11 protein-coding genes are annotated in these 22,240 nt (G+C 34.1%); 2 read left to right on the forward strand and 9 right to left on the reverse strand.

Annotation, left to right across the window (positions count from 1 at the left end):
- Nucleotides 1-26: 26 nt before the first annotated feature.
- The 7 genes from IW18_RS04795 to IW18_RS04825 all read right to left on the reverse strand — a co-directional run bounded on the left by IW18_RS04795 (nucleotide 27) and on the right by IW18_RS04825 (nucleotide 11,819).
- Complete coding sequence (locus IW18_RS04795) at nucleotides 27-1,106, reverse strand: glycoside hydrolase family 16 protein (RefSeq protein WP_041516448.1); 1,080 nt, start codon at nucleotides 1,104-1,106, stop codon at nucleotides 27-29.
- 24 nt (nucleotides 1,107-1,130) lie between these two features.
- A complete protein-coding gene (locus IW18_RS04800; protein ID WP_041516449.1) occupies nucleotides 1,131-2,888 on the reverse strand; it encodes a cellulase family glycosylhydrolase in 1,758 nt (585 codons plus the stop codon).
- Nucleotides 2,889-2,915: 27 nt separating this feature from the next.
- Nucleotides 2,916-4,391, reverse strand: a complete 1,476-nt coding sequence (locus tag IW18_RS04805; RefSeq protein ID WP_041516450.1) for a glycoside hydrolase family 30 protein — start codon at nucleotides 4,389-4,391, stop codon at nucleotides 2,916-2,918.
- Nucleotides 4,392-4,671: 280 nt separating this feature from the next.
- The gene (locus IW18_RS04810) at nucleotides 4,672-6,126 is read right to left on the reverse strand and encodes a glycoside hydrolase family 30 protein (RefSeq protein WP_041516451.1); all 1,455 of its coding nucleotides are present in this window, start codon (nucleotides 6,124-6,126) and stop codon (nucleotides 4,672-4,674) included.
- 243 nt (nucleotides 6,127-6,369) lie between these two features.
- Nucleotides 6,370-7,155, reverse strand: coding sequence for a hypothetical protein (locus IW18_RS04815; protein ID WP_041516453.1), 786 nt, complete (start codon nucleotides 7,153-7,155; stop codon nucleotides 6,370-6,372).
- A gap of 28 nt (nucleotides 7,156-7,183) precedes the next feature.
- Entirely contained in the window at nucleotides 7,184-8,695 is a 1,512-nt protein-coding gene (locus IW18_RS04820) for a RagB/SusD family nutrient uptake outer membrane protein (protein WP_041516454.1), read from the reverse strand.
- 13 nt (nucleotides 8,696-8,708) lie between these two features.
- Complete coding sequence (locus IW18_RS04825; protein ID WP_041516455.1) at nucleotides 8,709-11,819, reverse strand: SusC/RagA family TonB-linked outer membrane protein; 3,111 nt, start codon at nucleotides 11,817-11,819, stop codon at nucleotides 8,709-8,711.
- 344 nt (nucleotides 11,820-12,163) lie between these two features.
- Between IW18_RS04825 and IW18_RS04830 the strand changes: the two genes are divergently transcribed.
- Nucleotides 12,164-15,034: a triple tyrosine motif-containing protein gene (locus tag IW18_RS04830; RefSeq protein ID WP_041516456.1), complete on the forward strand. Its 2,871-nt coding sequence runs from the start codon at nucleotides 12,164-12,166 to the stop codon at nucleotides 15,032-15,034.
- 46 nt (nucleotides 15,035-15,080) lie between these two features.
- Here the strand turns inward: IW18_RS04830 and IW18_RS04835 are convergent, their stop codons facing one another.
- Together IW18_RS04835 and gldJ are read right to left on the reverse strand one after the other, a co-directional pair.
- Entirely contained in the window at nucleotides 15,081-16,367 is a 1,287-nt protein-coding gene (locus IW18_RS04835) for a UDP-N-acetylmuramoyl-tripeptide--D-alanyl-D-alanine ligase (RefSeq protein ID WP_041516457.1), read from the reverse strand.
- A gap of 119 nt (nucleotides 16,368-16,486) precedes the next feature.
- Entirely contained in the window at nucleotides 16,487-18,172 is a 1,686-nt protein-coding gene (gene gldJ, locus IW18_RS04840; protein WP_041516458.1) for a gliding motility lipoprotein GldJ, read from the reverse strand.
- Between the two features lie 213 nt (nucleotides 18,173-18,385).
- Here gldJ and porU point away from each other — a divergent pair, with 213 nt between their 5' ends.
- Nucleotides 18,386-22,222: a type IX secretion system sortase PorU gene (gene porU / locus IW18_RS04845; protein ID WP_041516459.1), complete on the forward strand. Its 3,837-nt coding sequence runs from the start codon at nucleotides 18,386-18,388 to the stop codon at nucleotides 22,220-22,222.
- Nucleotides 22,223-22,240 lie beyond the last annotated feature (18 nt).

Raw genomic sequence — 22,240 nt, forward strand, 5'->3', positions numbered from 1 at the left:
TGGAACAAATTAATTTAAAAGTTATGTTAATTGTATACTCTTACATAATCTACTTCGAATATTGCGCTGGTAAAATTAGGATCGACTGTTCCTCCAAAGTTTCCTCCCATTGCCAAATTGAGAATCAGAAAAAAGTTTTGATTAAAAGGTGTTGTACTGCTATTTGCATAGGTGTAAAACAATTTATCGTCTACATAAAACTTAATACTTTCGGCTGTCCAATCGGCAGCGTAAACATGAAATTCTGTGGCTGAATTTGGTACTGTTGTTATGGCTGTATCTGGTGTATTTCCAGAGCGTCCCGGAGAATGTAATGACGAATGGTTTACGTTTGGATTATTTCCTACTGATTCTAAAATATCTACTTCGCCACATAATGGCCAACCTACTGTATCAATATTATCGCCTAACATCCAGAATGCCGGCCACGTTCCGCCTCCAACTGGCAGTTTGGCACGAACTTCGGCTCGACCGTATTTAAACGAAAATTTACCTTTTGTAAGCATTCTTGTTGAGGTATAATGGCTTCCCATATACTCTTCTTTTATGGCTTTGATTTTTAGAGTTCCGTTTGAAATAATTACATTTTCTGGTCTTGTGGTGTAATATTCTAATTCGTTATTTCCCCAACCGTCGCCTGTTCCCGTATTATAACCCCATTTGGAGGTATTTGGTGCTCCATCAGCATCAAATTCGTCTGACCAAAGCAGTTTTCTGGATACATTAATAGTTATTGAGGTGGTAGAACTTACAAATTGACCTGCGGCATTATAGGCGGAAACAATTATAGGATATGTTTTTGTACCCGAAGCTGTAAATATATAGGTTAAATCGCCTGTTGTTAATTCTTTTAACTGACCGTCTAGCAGAACTTTATACGAAGTTGCATTGGATGCTGTAATGGTTAAATGAATTTTTCCGCTTCCGTCACCCTCAGGTTTGTCGGCTGTTTTTCCTGTTACCTCTATCTGAACAGATAAATTTGAAGGTGGTGGATTTACTGGTGTTCCTTCGCCAGAGTCGCTTCCGCTGCTGCAGGACTGAAATGCAAACAATAAGACAAATGCAAAAACACCTATTTTTTCTAAGAGATTATTTATTTTCATCGTCGCTAATTTGTGTTGGTTTTATTATTTTTTTGAAGAATCTTTTTTTGCTTCTGAAAAGTCTAAATAATTCAAATTGAAGCCTCCTTTTTCAAAAACTACTTTGATTTTATTGATTCCTTTATTCAATTCCATTCCCGTTAAAACAACTGTTTTCCATTTGTCATTTCCGCCAGTTACTGGAAGTGTAATGGTTGCTGACTTTTTACCGTTTTCTGTTTCTAAGTAAAGCTTTCCTTCTGATTTTTCACTTGAATATCGAATTGCCACTTTGTATGTATTTTGTTTTGCAACTTGGGTTGTAAATTGTAGCCATTCTCCATCTTCGATAAAGGAAACCTGATAACCGTTTGATCCTGCATCTTTGCATGGCAAAATATCAACTCCATCATTTCGCATGGTATTTCCTTTATTCCACTCTTCAAAATTTCCTGTTTCAACTCTATAGTTCACAAAATCTGTATCAGAATAAGCGTATCCGTTCGTACCAAGATCATAATGAGTTGCGGCGATTTTTCCTGGAATTGCGTTTGTCTTATAGGGTTTAGTGTCGTCTGTTTGTACTTGTCTGAACATGGCATCTATTACATCTGGTTTTACGGTTACGTTTTCCATTTTATAATTATCTGCCATTTTCATTAATGTTTTCTTGGCAAATTCAACGGATGGTTTTTGTCCGCCATCTTTCCAATAATTCAACAAAACATCATATTCCGGTATTTTGGTTACGGAAGCTACGCCTGCAATATTTTCGATTTTTTTCATTGGCCAAAAAGCCCATCCAATATTATTGGTTTCCATTAATCGTAGTACATCTTTGAACCAAACATTAGAGTTTTCTCCGCTTTCGCCTAACCAAATCGGAACATTATATTGGGTTCTATAATCTAACATTTTCTGAATCGATTCTTTGGTATTGTAGTTCCAATATTTATGAAAACTCAACGCCATATTATCATCCCATAAAGGAAAAATTCCGTTGTAATTATTTCCCCAGCAATTTCCTTCTATAAAAATTAAATGGTTGGTATCTACTTCGCGAATGGCTTTTGTAACACGAACCATTAAATCTCTTAAAGGTCCGTTTGAATTTTCGTCGCAACCATTTTTATTGGTTCCTGTAAAATTCCAGTTTGGTTCGTTGATAATATCGTAAGCTCCAATCCAAGGATTATCCCTGTAACGAGTGGCTAGCTTTTTCCATAAAGCAATCATTTTTTTCTGATTGGCTTCGCTCTCCCAAAGTGATGGTTTTGTGGTGTCGTAATCTGATATTGCGGCATCGTTTCCTTGTCCGCCCGGCGCTGCATGCAAATCTAAAATAAGATAGATTTTATTCTCCGCACACCATTTTAGCAAATTATCTGTCATGGTGAATCCTTCTTCTATCCAGGTAATTTCGCCATTTTTTTCTTCTTGAATCGATGGTGTATATAAATTGTAATGCATTGGTAAACGAATCGAATTGAAACCCCAAGCCGCAAGCGAATCGACATCGCGCTTGGTGATTCCGTTTGCTTTGTATGCTGCGTAAAATTCTTTTGTTCCTTGTTCGCCAATAACTTCCTGAATTTTTTGTTTGATAACATATTGCGGACTTGCAAAAGGTTGGGTTTGTATCATATATCCTTCCTGTACCATCCATCCGCCAAGACCAAGTCCTCTTAGTAGTATGTTTTTCCCGTTTCCGTCAACAATTTTTTGTCCGTCTCTATGTAAAAAACCTTGCCCAAAAGACGTAATCGAAAGCAAAAGTTGTAATGCTATAAATGCTTTTTTCATCTGAAAATCTGTTTTTAATTTATAGGATTATTTCCAAGTATAAGTTGCCACTGAGCCTCCATCTAATGATGTTGTAACCCATTTACCATTGAATTTGATATTGAAGATTTCGTTTGCCGTTCCATCATTTTCAACAATTAATACTTTTGAACCAGATGGTGTGATGAAAGCAACATTTTGTAGATTTCCGCTTGAGTTACTATCAATTCTTATGGAACCAGCCGGAACAAATTTTGATGCATGTGCAATAATGTAGTACGCAACATTGCGCTGAAAAGTATCGCTTGTTGTTACGGTTAGCGCGCCTTTGCACATATTGCAACCGCCTGCTGTGTGAGGTTCGAAAGCTCCGTTGTTGGCTAAATTCCACTCTAGTGCATTTTTACTATAATTACGCATTGAACCAATAATTACATTTCGAACGTGCCATTTTAAATCTCCCGCAAATTCACCTGCCGATGAGGTCCATTGTTCCGTGAAATAAACATTTTTGGTTGGATAAGAATTGTAAACATTAGAAAGCGCGCTGATATCTCCTGCGTATAAATGAAACGCTGAGCCATCTACGTAAGGAAATGCATCTGCATCTGCCAGAATTGCTTTCGGATAGTTTGGATTATCGCAATTATGATCGTAGGCTATAATTTTTGTGGTAATTCCTGCCGCTTTAAATACCGGGCCTAAATTATTTTTTATAAAGTTGGTTTGTTCTAAAGCTGACATATACATACTCGGGTTGTTTCCGTCGTGCAAAGGTTCGTTTTGAGGTGTAATGGCATCGATTGTAATTCCTTCGGCTTTCATTTGCTGAATGTATTTTACAAAATATTTTGCATAAACATCATAATATTGAGTTTGCAGTCTTCCGCCAATAAAACTGTCTTTATCTTTCATCCAAAGTGGCGCTGACCAAGGTGTTGCCAGAATTAGAATCTTTGGGTTTATGGCTAGAATTTCTTTTAGCAACGCAATTACTCCGGCTCTATCTTTATCTAAACTAAATTTTGCTAAAGTCAAATCTGTATCTCCTGTTGCAAGATCATTATAAGTAAAAGGTGCGGCATTTAGATCTGATGCTCCAATACTGATTCTGAGATAACTTATTCCTATTGAATTTTCGCCTGTGCCAAATAATTCCTGTAAAAGCGCACTCTTTTTTGATGCATTTAATTGATTAATTACATCTGCGCTTCCGCCGGTTAATGTATATCCAAAACCATCTACAGTTTGGTATTTTTGAGAAGCATTTACTTCGATATTTGTGTATGTATTTGTAGTTGTACCAAAGCCTAACGTTCCTGTTTGTTTTGCTAATAAAACGCTCTGATTCCCTTTTGTCAACCAAAAATCGACATCATTGGTTACCACTACGGGAGGCACTACAACTGGCGGTACAACAGGTGGCGGATCTACGGTATCGCTAGACGAAGAACATTTTGCCTGAGCAAAAACGGCTATTGCAAGAAATAATACTTTTATAGTGTTTTTAAAATTTAGTTTCATTTTTATATTTTTTAGTTAGTAGGGCAACTAGTTTACAGTGGTTTGTATAGTGTGTGTTTTCTAAATCTACAATTATAAAAATTGTTGATTTTTGTGTTTTGATGTTGAACTTTTGAGTTTGATTTAATCGAGGAATTCTCGTCATTTTTTGATGAGTAATAATTTAATTGCAGTACTGGTTTTGGTACTATTAAATTCTATTGATGACTTTTATTTTAATTTAAAGTAATGAGGGCTAAAGTGGATGATTCAAATTAACCCTCGCATTTACTACAGCTTACTAATAAACAAGTGTTTGTATTGCGTGTGCAGGAATTTTAACTATTGTTTTTTCGGCTGCTATAATCAAATTATAAGTAACTTCTTTATCGGTTTGGTTCATAACTATTGTTGCCATTGTTCCATCTGTGTTTAAAAATGAAGTGCTTAATAAACCGCTTCTGCTCACGGCTGAACTCACTCTTACGGCATTCAAATGAATGAATTTTGAAAAATGTCCAATATAATAATAAGACGGTGTGTAAATCAGTTCTCCTGTAGTTGTATCGGCATGAATTGGTGCAAAGCAAAAATTACCAACGTGGTTTGGTCCTCCGTTTTGATCTAAAAGAATATTCCAGTCTGTCCATCCGGCTGTTCCGTTGTTAAAATCATTAATCATCGAAATACCATATCTTTCGCCGTTGCCCCAGAATTGATATTTTTTGGCATCAAATTTCTCTACACAACCTTCTGTAAACAACAATCCTTTGTTTGGATATGCTTCATTTACTTTTGCAACATTTTCAAACATTGATGAACCTCCTGACCAGTTTTCGTACCAATGAAAACCCATTCCCCAAACATATTTTGAAGCTTCGGGATCAGAATAAATTACATTTGCTCGATAATTCATTAAATCACGATTATGGTCCCAAGCGATAATTTTTATGTTGTTTAGTTTTTCTTTTTTTAAAGTTGGCCCAAGAAAATTTTTGATAAAATCTCTTTCAGCTTCGGCGGTATAAATACACGATTCCCAAGTTTGAACTGCCATTGGTTCGTTTTGTGTTGATGTTCCCCAAATTGGAATTCCTTCTTTTTCGTAAGCTTTTATAAATTTGACATAAAAATTGGCCCAAGTCTGGTAATATTCCGGCAATAATGTTCCGCCTTTCAGTACATTTTTATTGCTTTTCATGAATGCATTTGGTGACCAAGGTGCTACATATGTGGTTAATTTTCCACCCGCAGTTTGTATCGCCTGCTTAATTAATGGTATACGATATTGCTTGTCGTGATCTATAGAAAACGTTTTTAAATCTTTGTCTCCTTCTTCGATGTAAGAATAGCTTGCACTGCTAAAATCAGAACTTTGTATCGTGGTTCTTAGCAATGAATAGCCTATTCCTTTTTGTTTATCATAGTAGGCATTTAAAAATTCTGTTTGTTTTTCTTTTGAAAGTGTAGCAAATATTTCGGCACTCGCATCAGTAATCGCTCCTCCAATTCCCATGAAGGTTTGAAACTTTTTTGATGGTTCAACAAAAACGGAGGTTTCGATCTCTAAAGGTTGTTTTGCAGCCGAAAAAGTTAAATCGTCTGTAGCTGTTATTCTTAAATTCGAATTCTCGGCTGTTGTATAAACCTTTACTTTTTTTCCATTGGTCGTAAATTCTTTTTTTGCTTTGGGTTGCTGGGCAAAAGCCGTTAACGAAAACAAAAAAAAGAGAATCTTAAAACTATTTTTTCTCATTCTTTCTTTATTATTTTAAATTCTAATTTGACGTTTTTAATGAATCTCTTCTTCTATAAAAACACTTTTTGCTCGCCTAAAGGATTTAAAAATAGCCCATACTCATAGTGATTATGGGCTATTTACAACCAAACTTAAACTTAACTTAAACTTATTTTGCTCGCATTTCGATTCTTCCTACTGTAATTCCGTCTTTGGTAAATGTGTTTCCTCCACAACGAATAAGTAAATAAATTTTACCTGTTATATCAAATTTACTACATTGGAAACTGACGCTGTTGCATCGTTTTTTACACATCCTACGATCGATAATCTACCCAAAAAACCGCTCTTAGCACAGCCATCCCAAGTACTTAAACCCATTACTTTGTTGTCTTTGTACTCTACACCAAGTTCAGGAACTGATTTACCTGCGTAAACTTCAAACCATGTTTCATCTGAACCACTTGCTGATGAAACAAGCATATCGATTGTGTATTCTTTATCTTTTACGACATCAATTGCCTGATAAATACCTTCTTGCGCCCATCCTCCCGGAGAACGAAGTGTTGCGCTTCCTGGTTTAAAATCCCAAAAAGCAGCTCCTGTTGCGCTAAGTTTTAGTATGGTCCATTTTGCAACATCTGTTGCATCATTAAAGAAACCTCCTTTTACTAGATTTGGTTTACTTGGATCAGATTGTGCTACTACTATATCTTGCGAAACTTGCTGTGTAAAACCTCCAGCTGCAATAGCGGTATGTGTTACGGTATATTTACCGGCATCTGGCAGTACAATTTTTTCAACCATTTTTCCCATATACGGACCGTATCCAATATCCCATTTAGAGGCAATAACGCCCTTAGCTTGCGCCGTTAATATATATGTATTGACTTCTCCTGCAACCGGAGTGATGGTAAATGAAGGATCGACACTAGTAGCTGTTAAACCATTGCCATTGCCAACTTCGTCGTCGCAACTTGTTAATGTTCCTAATGCTAATGCCAGCATTAAGAAAACTCCTCTTTTTATATTTATATTTAGGTTCATTATTTTTATTTTTTTGGTTCGTAAATGGCTATTCGTAATTAGGATTTTGTTTCAATTTTGTTCCTTTTAATTCTACAAATGGTATTGGGAAAATCTCGTCAGTACCAGCGTTAAATCCTCTATCAGCTAATGCTGCTGCTGCATCACCCCATCTTACTAAGTCAAAAAATCTATGACCTTCACCTGCAAGCTCCATTCTTCTCTCATTTTTAATCGCCGCCAATGTTACAGGAACTGGTGTTAAACCAACTCTGTTTCTAACTGCATCTAATAAAGCTTGTGCTCTTGGCCCTGAACCTAATGCTTCGGCTTCCATTAAATAAGTATCGGCAAGTCTAATGATGTATGAATTTTGTCTGTAGTTTAACTCTGCAGCTCCACCACCAGTACGAACATCTGATTGTCTTGGAAGGTATTTGTTCAAGAAATATCCTGTGTCCTGATAACCTGGAATATAGCTTGCAGTACCTGCTGCTTTTAAAGCTTTCAGATCAAAAATTGTAGCTCCAAATCTTGGATCTGCTTTGATTGCATCATATAATTTTTGAGTAGGAATACTAAAACTCCATCCTGAAGGAAGGTCTGGCGCAGAAGAATTTGCCGGTCTGGTATAACCTCTAGGTCCAACCATAACGTTTAATGAGTTTCCTTCGTCTCTTCCTGTTCCCCAGAATCCCCAATCAGAGTTACCTGCACTTGTATGAGATACTTCGATTAATGATTCAGCATTGAACTTATTAGTTGTAACCCATAAATCACTGTAGTTCGGTAACAGTTTGTTTCCGTATTGATTTGGTTGTCCCGGAGTTCCATTTACCTGAGCAAGTATTGCAGCTGCCTCCGTTTTTTTCCCTTCAAATAAATAAACTTTACCTAACAATGCTTGAGCAGCAACTTTTGTTAAACGTCCAGACTCTGTTGCAACATCAACGCTTGCTGGTAAACCTGGAATTGCTTCTAATAAATCTTTTTCAATTTGACCGTATATCGCTTCCGGAGTTGCTTGTTCTACAGTTGCAATTGAAGCTGTTGTTAATGGCTGTAGAATTAACGGAATGTTTTTAAACATTCTAACTAAGTTAAAATAATATAGTCCGCGTAAAGCTTTAGACTCAGCAGTAAATCTAACTTTTAATGCATCAGACATATCTACGTTTGCCATATTTGCTAATAAAACATTTGCTCTGTAAACTCCTTGGTAATGATCGTTCCAGTAACTACCCGGAATTATTACTGAAGTAAGTGAGTGTGTCGAGAAATTTTGAATTCCTGCACCATCTGATGCTCCACCACCTCCAGCATAAAAATCGTCTGAACCAGCATTTAACATGGCTACCATGTTTTCAAAACCACCGGTATTTTTTCTAATAGGATCATAAACTCCTACAAGTGCAGCGGTTGCTTGTTGCTCATTTTTATAATAATTTGTCGAAAGAAAAGATCCTTTTGGTTCAATCGTTACGAAATCCTCAGAGCAAGATCCTCCTAATGCAGCCATTGCAATTGCAATGTATATATATTTAAGTTTTATATTTTTCATGATTCTTTATGTATTAAAATTGTAAGTTAGCTCCAAGCATGAAAGATTTTGCTTGTGGATAGATACCTTTATCTACACCAAATACTTGACCTCCAATTTCAGGATCATATCCAGTGTATTTTGTAAAAGTGAATAAGTTCTCTCCTGTAACATAGAAACGAATCTTATCTGCACCAATTTTAGACGATAAATTAAGCGGAAGTGTATATCCTACCTGAACAATTTTTAGACGTACATAATCTCCGCTTTCAAGATAAAAATCAGACATTTTACTAAAGTTTCCATTTCCGTCATTGTTACCAAGTCTAGGATAATCATTTGAAGTTCCTTCTCCCGTCCAACGATTTAAAACTTCTGTTTGATAGTTAGCATTTAAGATATCTAATCTGCGTAATCCCTGAAAAATTTTGCTTCCGGCCGCTCCTTGAGCAAAAGCCATAAAATCAAGATTTTTATAGTTTAAATTTACTGTTAAACCAAAAGTATATTTTGGAATACTGCTTCCTAAATATTGTTTGTCATCATCAGAGATCGAACCATCGCCATTATTATCTACCCAACGGAAATCTCCAGGTTTAGCAGTTGGTTGAATCATGCCTCCTGCTGCATTTTTGTAAGCATCGATTTCTGCTTGATTTTGAAAGATTCCAGCGGTTTTGTAACCAAAGAATTCATTGTAAGAATGTCCAACCTGAGTTCTTGTAACTGGTCCCATAGATTGAAATGTAGCATCTCCAATAATATAATCGTTATCTGGTCCTACATAAGTGATTTCGTTTTTTAAGTAAGCAACGTTTCCGTTAATTCCTAAATTAAACTCACCTAATTGTTTCTTGTATCCAAGTTCAAATTCTAAACCGCTGTTGTCCATATTAGCAACGTTTGCCCATGGTTGCTCAGCAACTCCAACAAATCCTGGAATAACTACTGGTCTCAAGATACCTGTTGTTCTTTTTTTGTAATAATCGATAGTAAGATTAAAATCATTGAAAAGTCTTGCATCAAATCCGATACTTGTTTGAGAAGTTTGTTCCCATTTCAAATCAGGATTATCAAGCGTTACATTAGCATAACCTGTTGTAATAGATCCTGTGTTTCCAAAAGAATAATTATACCCTCCAGATACTAAAGAAAGGTATCTAAAATCAGTAAGGTTATCATTACCTACAACTCCATAACCTCCACGGAATTTTATAGTATTAACTACACTGTTTTCTTTCCAAAAACCTTCTTTTGAAAGTACCCATCCTAAAGAGAATGAAGGGAAAACTCCAAATTTATTGTTTCCTCCAAAACGAGTTGATCCATCACGACGAATTACTCCTGTTACAAGATATTTCTCTTTGTAATCGTAATTTAAACGGCTAAATAATGACGTAACTTTATGTTGAATGTAATCGTCAGTAGCACTTGTTCTATCTGATTGCGGAATATCAAAATCAAACGATGCGTCTTTATAGCTAGAAATTGGTAAACCAAACATTGTATTTGTGGTTTCTCCACCAATGTTTTCAACATAAGATCCTTGTCCTACTAACACATTAATGTTATGATCGCCAAATTTATTACTATAAGTAAGAACGTTTTCTACGTTCCAGTTAAATGAGTGTCTATTTATTTGATAGTAACTATTTTTTAATGTACTTACGTTTGAACTTAAGAAACTTACTGGCGTAAATCCTTGTTCTCCCCAGTACGAAATTTTACCTCCTAGAGTAGTTCTAATTTTTAAATGATCAGTAATGTTTGCTTCCAGATAAGCATTCCCAACAAAATTATCAGCCCAATTGTATCTTCCTAATCTTGTTTGAACATATGCTAGAGGGTTTGTCATTTCCTGACCTACAACACTAGAAATTCCGTAAGGGTTTCCATTTGCGTCACGCATCACAGGATTTGTAGAATATGGAGAAGCATTTGCAACCGCAGGATCTGTAACTACTAAAGGTGTAGTTGGATCAAGGTTGATTGCAGAACTTAAAGGTCCACCAAATTCGCTATTTTTATTTCCAATATCCAACGTTTTCTCTCTTGCAAAACCAAAAGTTTGTCCAAAAGTAAAATACTTAGATATTTTGTGCGTAGAGTTTAAACGAAAACTCTTTTTAGTATAATTAGAGATATCACTTGTTACAATACCTTGTTGATCCTGAATACCAAAAGAAGCATAAAAAGTAGAGAACTCTCCTCCGCCACTAATACTTAATTCGTGAGAATATCTGTAAGCCTGATTATTAAAAATGGCATCTTGCCAATTTGTTCCTGCTCCTAAAGAATTAGGATTTGGATATCTAATTGTTCCACCATCTGCTACGGCTTTTTCATTCATTATTGTAGCGTATTGTGTTGAATTTAATAAATCTAACTTTTTTGCCGGAGAAGAAACTCCTGAAAAACCAGTGTAATTCACTGTTATTTTTCCAGATTTCCCTTTTTTAGTTGTCACTAAAATTACTCCAGTTGCAGCACGAGTTCCATAAATTGCAGCAGATGCAGCATCTTTAAGAACCTCAATAGACTCAATATCTGATTGGTTTAAGAAACCAATTCCTCCAGCATCGACAACGTTACCGTCAATTACCCAAAGCGGATTATTACCTCCGTCTCCAAAAGTAGTTATACCACGAATACGAATAGTAGATGCTGCTCCAGGCTGACCTGAACTTGATGCAATTGTTACACCGGCAACTCTACCTTGAAGTGCTTGCTCTACACGTCCGTTTGGCACTTTTTCAAGATCAGCTGCTTTTACACTAGAGATTGCTCCTGTAACAACCGCTTTCTTTTGAGTTCCATATCCTACTACCACAACTTCACTCAATGATTGTGATTCAGGTTTTAATTGAATTGTAATTTTTGTTCTTCCGTTTACAGCTTCTGTAACTGTTGTGTATCCAATAAAAGTAACCGTCAAAATACCATTTGAAGGCACTTGAATTTGGAATTTTCCATCAAAATCTGATGCCGTTGATTTAGTTGTACCTTTTAGTACAATAGATGCACCTGGAACTGGCATTCCACTTTCATCATTTACAATTCCGTTTACTGTGACATCCTGAGCCACAGCTACAACCGAGAATAATAAAGATGAAATGCAAAAAATAAGTAATTTTCTTAATTTCATTTTTCTAAAAATTTTGGTTAATTAATTAGTAATTCAATGCAATAGTAATGTTAATTTTCTACTATTGATAATTAAAATTCATTACAAAAACACATCAAAGTAAATTTTATTACATTACAAAAACACATCATTTATTTTATAAAAACCTATTAATCAATAATTTAAAATATTTTTTTTAGATGTTATTAAAATGTTAATTATAAAAATAAACACTACATTGTATTAGAATGCTTATTTTTATTAAAAAAAGACGCTACTACATCGAAATAGCACGATCATTCACAAAATAAATACCTGAAAATCAATAAACTAAATCCAAAAACCTGAAATAAATCGAAAAAATCATGAAATTGATAAAATCATATTTTATTATTACTTTTTTTATATTATTCATAATACCATTTTTTGGACAAGTTAAAAACATCGGTGTTCCTGATGTAAGAAATTACAAGCGAAACGAATACAAGGGAGGTACGCAGAACTGGAATATAGGACAAGACAAAAACGGAAACCTATATTTTGCAAACAACAATGGCCTTTTGCAATTTGATGGCTCGTCCTGGCGAAAGTATCCTTTACCTAATTTAACTTCTGTTCGATGCTTAAAAATTGATGATTCAGGTAAAATTTACGTTGGAGGATATAATGAATTTGGATATTTTCAACCTGATTCTAAAGGAAAATTAAAATATACTTCTCTAGCAAAAAGAGTAGATAGTAAAAAAATCAAAATCATTGATTTTATCTGGAAAATTCATTCCTTAAATAATCAAATCATTTTTCAGTCTTTTGCAAGAGCATATTTATTTAAAGACGGAAAACTTACTATACTCAAAGCCCCTAAACGATTTCAATTTTCATTTGTAGTAAACAATAGGCTTTACTTTCAAGATGTAGAAAAAGGCATCTTAGAGTATCGAGATGGCAAATTATACAGTTTACCAAACACGACGAGCTTAAACAATACCGAAATATGGGGAATGTACACTTTAACTAAGGACAAAACTTTAATTATAACTTTAGAAAAAGGCTTATTTATTTATGAAGACAATAATTTAAAACCTTGGGACACGGAGGCCAATGCTTTTGTCAAAAAAAACAATTCTCTCGGAGGATCTATTATAAACAAAAACTCAATTGTTTTAAATTCAGTTTTAGATGGTATTATTATCTGTGATTTTAATGGAAAAATAATTCAGCATGTTAACCGAAAAAAGGGTTTACAAAACAACACGGTTTTATCTTCGTTCATAGACAATAAAAACAATCTGTGGCTTGGACTTGACAATGGTATCGCTTACATAAACGAGAGTTCTCCTTTTACTTATTTTGGCTTTAGCTACGACATTAGTACGGTCTACGCCTCTGTTATTTATGAAGGAAATCTATATGTAGCGACCAATCAGGGAGTATTTTATCATGCGTGGAATAGTAATTTTAAAGAAGACGTTTTCAAACTCGTAGAAGGCACTACGGCACAATCCTGGAATGTTCAGGTTATTGACAATGAACTTATTTGTTCTAATAACCGAGGCGCATTAGTTATAAAAGGCGGACGAGTTACTCGTATAATTGATTCTAAGGGATATTTTGGGCTTAAGAAAATTCCAAGTCATCCGGGCTTTTACATTGGCTCTAATTATGATGGATTTGCCATTTTTCAAAAAACACCAAATGGTTTAACTTTTAAAAATCAAATAAATGGTTTCGACAAATCGTCGAATAGTTTCGAACTTGATGAATCTTATTTTTGGCTTAAAAAAGATGAATCTATTTATAGAATGCAACTTAGTGATGATTTGACAAATTTCTCGACTATCAAAAAAATAAATCAATTATCGTCAAATTATAGGAACATTGGAAGTATTCAGAAAATTGACGGAAAAATATATTTTCAAACTAACAATCATTTTTATAAGTTTTCTAAAGAGCAGGATTTGTTTTACGAAGACAAAAAGATATCCAATTTATTTAAAAACATCCCAACTATAAATGCCTTAAGTCAAGATTCACAATCTAATTTATGGTATGCATTTGATGAGTCTATAGGGGTTTTAATGAAGCAAAACAATCATTACAAGAATATTGTTGCACCGTTTTCGAACCTTACCGGTAATTTGGTTAGCAATTATCTATCTGTAAACACAATCGACTCTAAAAATATATTTATTGGACTTACAGATGGTTTGGCGCATTACGATTCAGAACTGCTTAATAATTTTGTAACAAAACCAAAGGCTTTCATTCGCAGTTTTTCGTTCCCGGGCGACACTATAATTTTAGGAAATAATCAAACTAAATCTGAAAGCATTCGAATTCCGTATTCTTCAAATCATGTTCGATTTACCTTTTCTTCGCCTACTTATGAAAATCTCGAAAACGTTCAGTTTTCTTATCAACTAGAGCCTTTTGATGATAAATGGAGTAATTGGTCGACTATATCAATTAAAGAATATACTAATTTACGTGAAGGCGATTATACCATGAAAGTAAAGGTTAGAAATAGTTACGGAATTCAATCTGAACCATCTGTACTTTCGTTTACCGTTTCGCCACCTTGGTACAGACATTTTCTAGCCCTTATGATTTACTTTGTACTTATTGTAATAAGTATTTATATCATTTCGAATCAGATTAAAATGAAGATTAGAAAGAATAAATATTATGAGACTATTGAACAAAGAAGGCTTTATCTTGAAAAAGAATCAAAAATAAGACAAGAACAATATGATCTTGAAAAAGAAATTGAAAAACTAAAAAATGACAAGCTTCAAATAAAAATCTTAGCAAAAGACAAAGAACTCGTAAACAATTCTTTGCAAGTAGTAAAAAAGAATAAAATCTTAAATGGAATTATACATAAACTAAAAGAAATTGATGTTGAAGCACTGGATGATTCAACAAAATTTCAAGTGAGTAAATTAAATAAAAGTATCGTAAAAGAAGTAAACACAGACAAAAGTTGGAAGGATTTAGAAAAGCATATTAAAAACGTGCATTTTGAATTCTTGAAACGATTAAAAGAAAAATACCCAACTATTTCTCCACGAGAGCTCGATTTGGCAACTTATTTATTAATGAATATGTCGACTAAAGAAATTGCAGAGATCATGAACATCTCTACTGGAGGAGTTGAACTGGCCAGATATCGTCTAAGAAAAAAACTCGGACTAAATAAAAAAGAGAATTTAATTGGTTTCTTAATGAGCATTTAAGCAAAAAAAACAAAGCCATTAGTTGTGGCTGATGGCTTTGTTTTTTTTATACTATATAATCTAACGATCGTTCCAGCGCCATCCCTCTTGAGCCTTTTATTAAAATCGTACTTTCGTTAAAATGAATTGTTTTAAGGTGAGCTGAAAAAGCATCAAAAGTTTCGTAAAAATGAAGATTTTCATCCGAGACTTTATTCTCATAAAATGATTTCCCAATCAGGTAACAAACAGATTCTTTTTGATTGGATAATGAGTCAACAAGTATTTTGTGTTCTTGCTCACTTTCTTCACCAAGCTCAAACATGTCGCCTAAAATCATTACTTTATTCTTACCTTCTAATTGCAAGAAATTAGTAATTGCAACGGCCATACTACTAGGATTTGCATTATAAGCATCCAAAATAATCTGGTTGCTTCCTTTTTTCAACAACTGAGACCTATTATTCTCAGGTATATAATGCTCAATAGCTTGTTTTATGTCATTTTCATCAACTTTAAAATAATATCCCATTGCCACTGCTGCATTGATATTATTAGCATTGTAAAGTCCAATTAAATGAGATTCTACATTAAAATTGTCATATTCGATTGCTACAAACGGATTTGCTTTAATACCTTTTATTTTAATATCAGCAGCGTCATTATTGACACCAAAAGTAAAGGTTTTAATTCCTCTAGACCTCTCAATCTGAATTGGGTCTTCTAGATTTACAAAAACCAATTTATCGTTTTTAGCAAGATATTGGTACATCTCGCTTTTACCTTCAATTACACCTTGAACACCTCCAAAACCTTCTAAATGTGCTTTTCCAAAATTGGTAATATAACCAAAATCAGGTTGTGCGATTTGGCACAAAAACTCAATTTCCTTTTTGTGATTCGCACCCATTTCAACAATTCCAATTTCTGTTTCTTTTGTAAAAGACAGCAAAGTTAACGGAACTCCAATATGATTATTTAAATTTCCAACTGTAGCTTTCGTTTTGTACTTTTTAGACAAAACCACATTTATAAGCTCCTTAGTGGTTGTTTTTCCATTACTTCCAGTCAAGGCTACTATTGGCAATTTTAGATAAGCACGATGAAACTTTGCCAATTCCTGTAATGTTTCTAAACTATTCTCGACAAGAATAGTTCGCTCATCTATAACATAAGATGCATTATCAATAACAACAAATAGAGCACCTAATTCTAATGCTGAAGCAGCAAAAGTATTTGCGTCAAAATTTTCGCCTTTTATAGCAAAAAACATAGAATCTTTTTCAATTTTTCGCGTATCAATTGAAACTGATTTACATTGTAAAAACAAATTATGAATGTCTTGAATATTCATTTACACATTTTTTTATAGGTCATAAAAGTAGAAAAAAAACAATAAAAAAATTCCAAATTCCTTACTGAAATATTCAGCTTTTGGAATTTGGAATTTTTTTATGTTGAAATTTCTAAAACTTAATTTCTTGGTGATTTTCTTTTTTCAGATTTTGCACCTACTCTTGACATTGCACATCTAAATCCGATGTAATCTGTTGCCATATCTTGAGGGAAATATCTTCTTTGAGCTGGATCTAACCAATATGCTCTGTCTCTCCAAGAACCACCTTTGTAAACTCTTACGTTATCATCGATTAACGTTGTACGTTTACTAGAGTTGTCATATTTTCTAACCATTTTCCCTAAACTATCTGTAGTTACATTATGTTTAGGAGAGTTGTACATTGCTTGATCTGCTTTTGATCCTGATTCAGGATCTCCAAAGTCAAAATATTTAGATGATTGTTTATCACCATCTCTATAATTTATGTTATCACTTGTTGTGAAGTTTTGTCTCAAGTAAGTTTCGTTCTCATCAACTGGAACCTGAGCAATTTCTCCTGGCAAGTTTGTTGCAACTTTTTTACCGTTACTTAAAGTTTTGTATTGGATATTATCTTTAGTAATGATTTCAATTTTACCGTCTTTACCAATTTTGTTTTTAGCATATTGATTTCCTCTAAAATAGTTAAAATCATTTGCTTCATTATCAATAATAGGTCTGTAAACGTCAGCAACCCATTCGGCTACGTTTCCAGCCATATCGTATAATCCAAAATCGTTGGCAGCATAGCTTTTTACAGCATTTGTAATATCTGCACCATCATCAGACCAACCTGCAATTCCACCGTAATCACCGTTTCCTTGTTTAAAGTTAGCCAATTGATCGCCTTTGTTTTTACGTTTAGATGAACGAGTATAGTCACCAGACCAAGGATATTTCTTTTGTCCTTTGTAAATATTGTACTCTCTTTGCCCAACATCAGCAGCAGCAGCATATTCCCATTCTGCTTCTGTAGGAAGTCTGTATTCTGGTAAGATAATTCCAGAAGAACGTTGTGCATACACATTTTTCTCTTCAGGTACTACACCGTCTTTTCCTGCTTTTGGTTTTCTTCCGTTTGGATTAACTTTTAAAACTAATTCTTCGTTACCACCATAAGTTGTAGATGGAGATGCTAAGTAAGCTTCAGTATTAAACAAACTTTCAGCGCTTACATCTTGAGTTTTAGCTCCTTTTTTAATGTATTTGTTTTTTTCTAAAACTGCTTCGTTCACACGGTCAGTTCTCCATTTACTAAATTCAACAGCTTGAATCCAGTTAACTCCTACTACAGGATAATTTGCATATGAAGGATGTCTTAAGTAGTTGTTAGTCATCGTTTCATTATATCCTAAACGATTTCTCCAAACTAATGTATCAGGAGATGCTCCTTCGTAAATATTTTTGTAATTTTCTTCTGTTGGTGGAAAAACTTTCTTTAACCACTCTAGGTATTCTAAGTACATACCATTTGTAACTTCAGTTTCGTCCATGTAGAAAGACTGAACGTGCTGTTGAGTTGGCGTATTATTCCAATCATGCATTACATCATCCTGTACTTTACCCATAGTAAACGTACCTCCTTCAACAAAAACTAAACCAGGTCCTGCCTGTTGTTTTTTTCCTGCATTTCTGGCAGCAGTTCCATTCTGACTATCTACATCCCAACCAGTTGCTCTGGAAGCGTGAGTGGAACTCGATTTTTTGCTACAACTAGCCGTGCCCAACATCAATACCATTGACATCATTAATTGCAAGACTACAATTTTGTTTACTTTCATACTCATTCTTAGGTGATAAATTTAGGTGCTGCAATATAATAATTAACATTTAATTAGCAACATCCGTTCTAATAATTTTATTTAGCTGTTTTTTACCAGAAAATAACCTATAGTTACGAACGCAAAAATATACTTTTTATTATTTACTATAACATGAAATACTATATTTTTACTTACTAAAATATTTTTAGATTAAAACCATTTTACGCACCTATGAAACAAGCCTTAGCACTATATCTTTTTTTACTTCCAATTATCTCATTTTCTCAGATAAATGGGAACTTCACGTTGGATTGGCAAAATAAAAAAGAGATGAGTTTTGGCGATTCTAAAATACAAATTCCGTATTTTTCAGGAAGTAGTTTTCGTTTCGATACTACTAAAAAAAGCATAACATTGTTACTCAATCTAAACGAGTCAAGTTCTTCGGGCAATAATTCAATACAAATTACAAACGTCATCTACGAATCTATTTCAGTTACTGAATTAGGTGACTTATCACTACCCAACATTCCTCAAAAACCAAATGAAACGTTAATAACAACAACTTCTAGAGACAAAAAGCAAACATTCCTTTCTTTATCACCTATTATAAAGGACGGAAATGGTTTTAAACGAATTAGATCATTCTCCTACAATATGAGTCCTTCTTCAGCAAAAAACAGCAACTCTTCTTCCTTTCAAAAATCCAATTCAGTTTACAATTCAGTTTTAGCATCGGGAGATTGGTATCGTTTTTACATTGAAAAATCCGGCGTTTACAAACTCTCAAAATCATTTCTGCAAAGCCTAGGCTTTGACCCTAGCAAAGTAGACCCAAGAAGAATTAAAATTTATGGAAATGGAGGCAGAATGCTCCCTCTAGGCAATGACGCGTACTATCCAGAAGATTTAATGGAAAACACAATTCAGATTATCGGAGAAAACGATGGCATTTTTAACAATGAAGATTACATCCTATTTTATGCCGAAGGAGTTGAAAACTGGAGCGACGAGAGCCTAACAAACATTAATGCATACGACACCAAATCTTATTATTATGTAACAGTTATTGGCAATGAAGGAAAACGAATTCCAAACCTAAACCAACCAACTAATAGCAGCACTTTAGAACTAAACACTTTTGACGACTATCAATTCCATGAAGTCGACAAAACCAACATTGCTCATTTAGGACGTCAATGGTACGGTGAATCTTTTGATATAACTCAAGAACAAGAATTTACATTCAGTTTTCCAAATATAGAAACATCAGTTCCCGTCAAAATACAGATAAATGCAGCTTCGGCAGCCTTTACCCCTACTTCATTTGTCATATCATCAAACAATCAAAATATTGGCACCTTAAATTTTAAAGCATTAGTAGCCAACTCAGATATTAAATTTGAAACTTTAAACTCTCCTTTTCAAAGTACATTTACCGGAGCCGAAAGCATAAAAATAAAACTCACCTATAATAATAACGGTGTTCCGGGATCAAAAGGATATTTAGATTACATCAATTTAATTGCCAAAAGAAAACTACTTGGTACAGGAAAACAATTTAAATTTCAATACGACCTTGCCGGCTCGACCGCAGGAATTGTAAATTACACTATTGGAAACGCAACAGGAATATCACAAATTTGGGATATTACAGACCTATATAATGTATCTAAACTAGAAAATCAAAATCAGGCAACTTTTAGCTTTAAAGCTCCGTTAGGAGAAATCAGAAAATATATCGCAATTGACCCTGCCGACTATTTCACTCCTTTAAAAGAAAGTCAACCAAAAGTCATAAATCAAAACTTAAAAGGAACTGTTTTCAGAAACAGTCAAAACACTTTTCAAGACATCGATTATGTAATAGTAGCACCTAAATTTCTAGTTTCTCAAGCCGAAAAACTAGCCAATTTTCATCGCACTCATTCTAATTTAAATGTAAAAGTAATTGCATTAGAAAATATCTATCAAGAATTCTCATCTGGGAAACAAGACGTTGCAGCCATTAGGAATTTCATAAAGTATATCTACAACAATGCATCTGCACCCGAAAAAAGAATTAAATTCTTGAATTTATTTGGAGACGCTTCTTTTGACTATAAAAATCGAATTACAAACAACGAAAATATTGTACCTATATATCATGCCTTAAAAAGCAATACCGTTGGCGAAGCTTCATTTGCATCTGATGATTTTTATGGACGCATGGATCCTAACGAAGGAAATGACATTTCATTTTTTGGGGGAATTGATATTGCCGTAGGCAGAATGTTAATTTCTGACAATGCACAGGCCGAAGAAATGGTGAATAAAGTCTTAGAATATCACGACACGAAATCTTATGGAAACTGGAGAAACAATCTCGTATTAATTAGTGACGATTCTGACAAAAGTTCAGATGCCACTTTACAAGCACGTCAAAACAGTCTAGCCGATCTTATCTCTACTAAAAAGCCTTTTTTTAATGTAGACAAAATTCTCCTAGACTCCTATACTCAGGAAGCTTCAGCCGGAGGATCAAGATACCCGAAAGCAAGAACTGATTTTTTTAACGCTTTTGAAAAAGGAGCTTTAGTCTTTAATTATCTAGGTCACGGAGGTGAAGATGGATTAGCAAGCGAAAGAATTTGGGAGAAATCTGACGGGCAAAATTTAAGCAATCAATACAAATATCCTTTATTTATAACTATTACTTGCGAGTTTTCAAGATTTGACGACCCTACGCGACCAACAGCCGGAGAATACATTTTTTGGAATCCAAAAGGCGGTGCCATTTCAATGCTAACAACTATTCGTGAAATAGGACAACCCAATGCCGAAGATTTTAATGACGTCTTGAATAAAAATTTATTCTCGTATGAATCAAACCAATATACTGCCATTTCTGAATCACTAAGAATTTCAAAAAACGAAAGTCCAAGCTCTGCCAGTAATGTTATTTTTTATATTGGAGATCCCGCTTTAATGCTGGCAATTCCAAAACCGAGAATTAATTTAACAAAAGTAAATGACGTTGTGATTTCTCAGCCAATTCCTGATTTTAAATCTTTAGCAAAAATTAAAATTACAGGGGAAGTTACAGATGAAAACAATAACATTTTAAGCAATTACAACGGAGAATTATCAACTGCTATTTTTGACAAACTAATTACAACTTCCACTCTAAACAACGACGGATATAGCCCTGCAATGTCATTTAAAATCCTTGGAGAAACAATCTTTAGAGGAAATTCATCTGTCACAAATGGACAATTTGAATTTAGCTTTGTTGTTCCAAGAGACATTCGAATTCCTGTTGATTATGGCAGAATTAGTTTTTATGCGAAAAAAAATCAACTTCTGGAAAACCAATCTGGATACAATACCACTATAAAAATAGGAGGAATAAATGAAAATGCACCACAGGACAATATAAGTCCAAAAGTGAAGTTATATATGAACGATGAAACTTTTGTATCTGGCGGAATTACAAATGAATCACCTTTTTTATTGGCGTTTCTTGAAGATGAAAACGGTATAAATACAGCAAGCGGAATCGGACATGATATTGTAGCAATTTTAGACGGCGACGTTAGTAATCCATATATTTTAAATGATTATTATCAAACAAAATTAGACGATTATACAAACGGAAATCTACGTTTTCCGTTAAGAAACTTAGCCCCGGGAATGCACACAATAAGTTTTACCGCATGGGATGTTTACAACAATCCTGTAACGAGTGAAATACAATTTATAGTTGTTGGAGATGAAACATTAACACTATCACACGTTCTTAATTATCCAAATCCTTTTTCAACCTACACGCAGTTTTGGTTCTCTCACAACAGACCTTATGAACCTCTAGATGTACAAGTTCAAGTTATGACTATAACCGGAAAAGTAGTCTGGACAAAAAATCAGGTAATTACAACAGAAGGTTTTTTATCAAGAGAAATAACCTGGGACGGAAAAGATGATTTTGGAGATCGAATAGGAAAAGGCGTTTACATCTATAAGCTTACTGTTAGATCTAATTTAACAAATAAAAAAGCAGAAAAATATGAAAAGCTTGTCATCTTATAATAATATATATATTTGCAC

This window comes from Flavobacterium hibernum (assembly GCF_000832125.1).
In the GTDB taxonomy this organism is placed as follows: Bacteria; Bacteroidota; Bacteroidia; order Flavobacteriales; family Flavobacteriaceae; genus Flavobacterium; species Flavobacterium hibernum.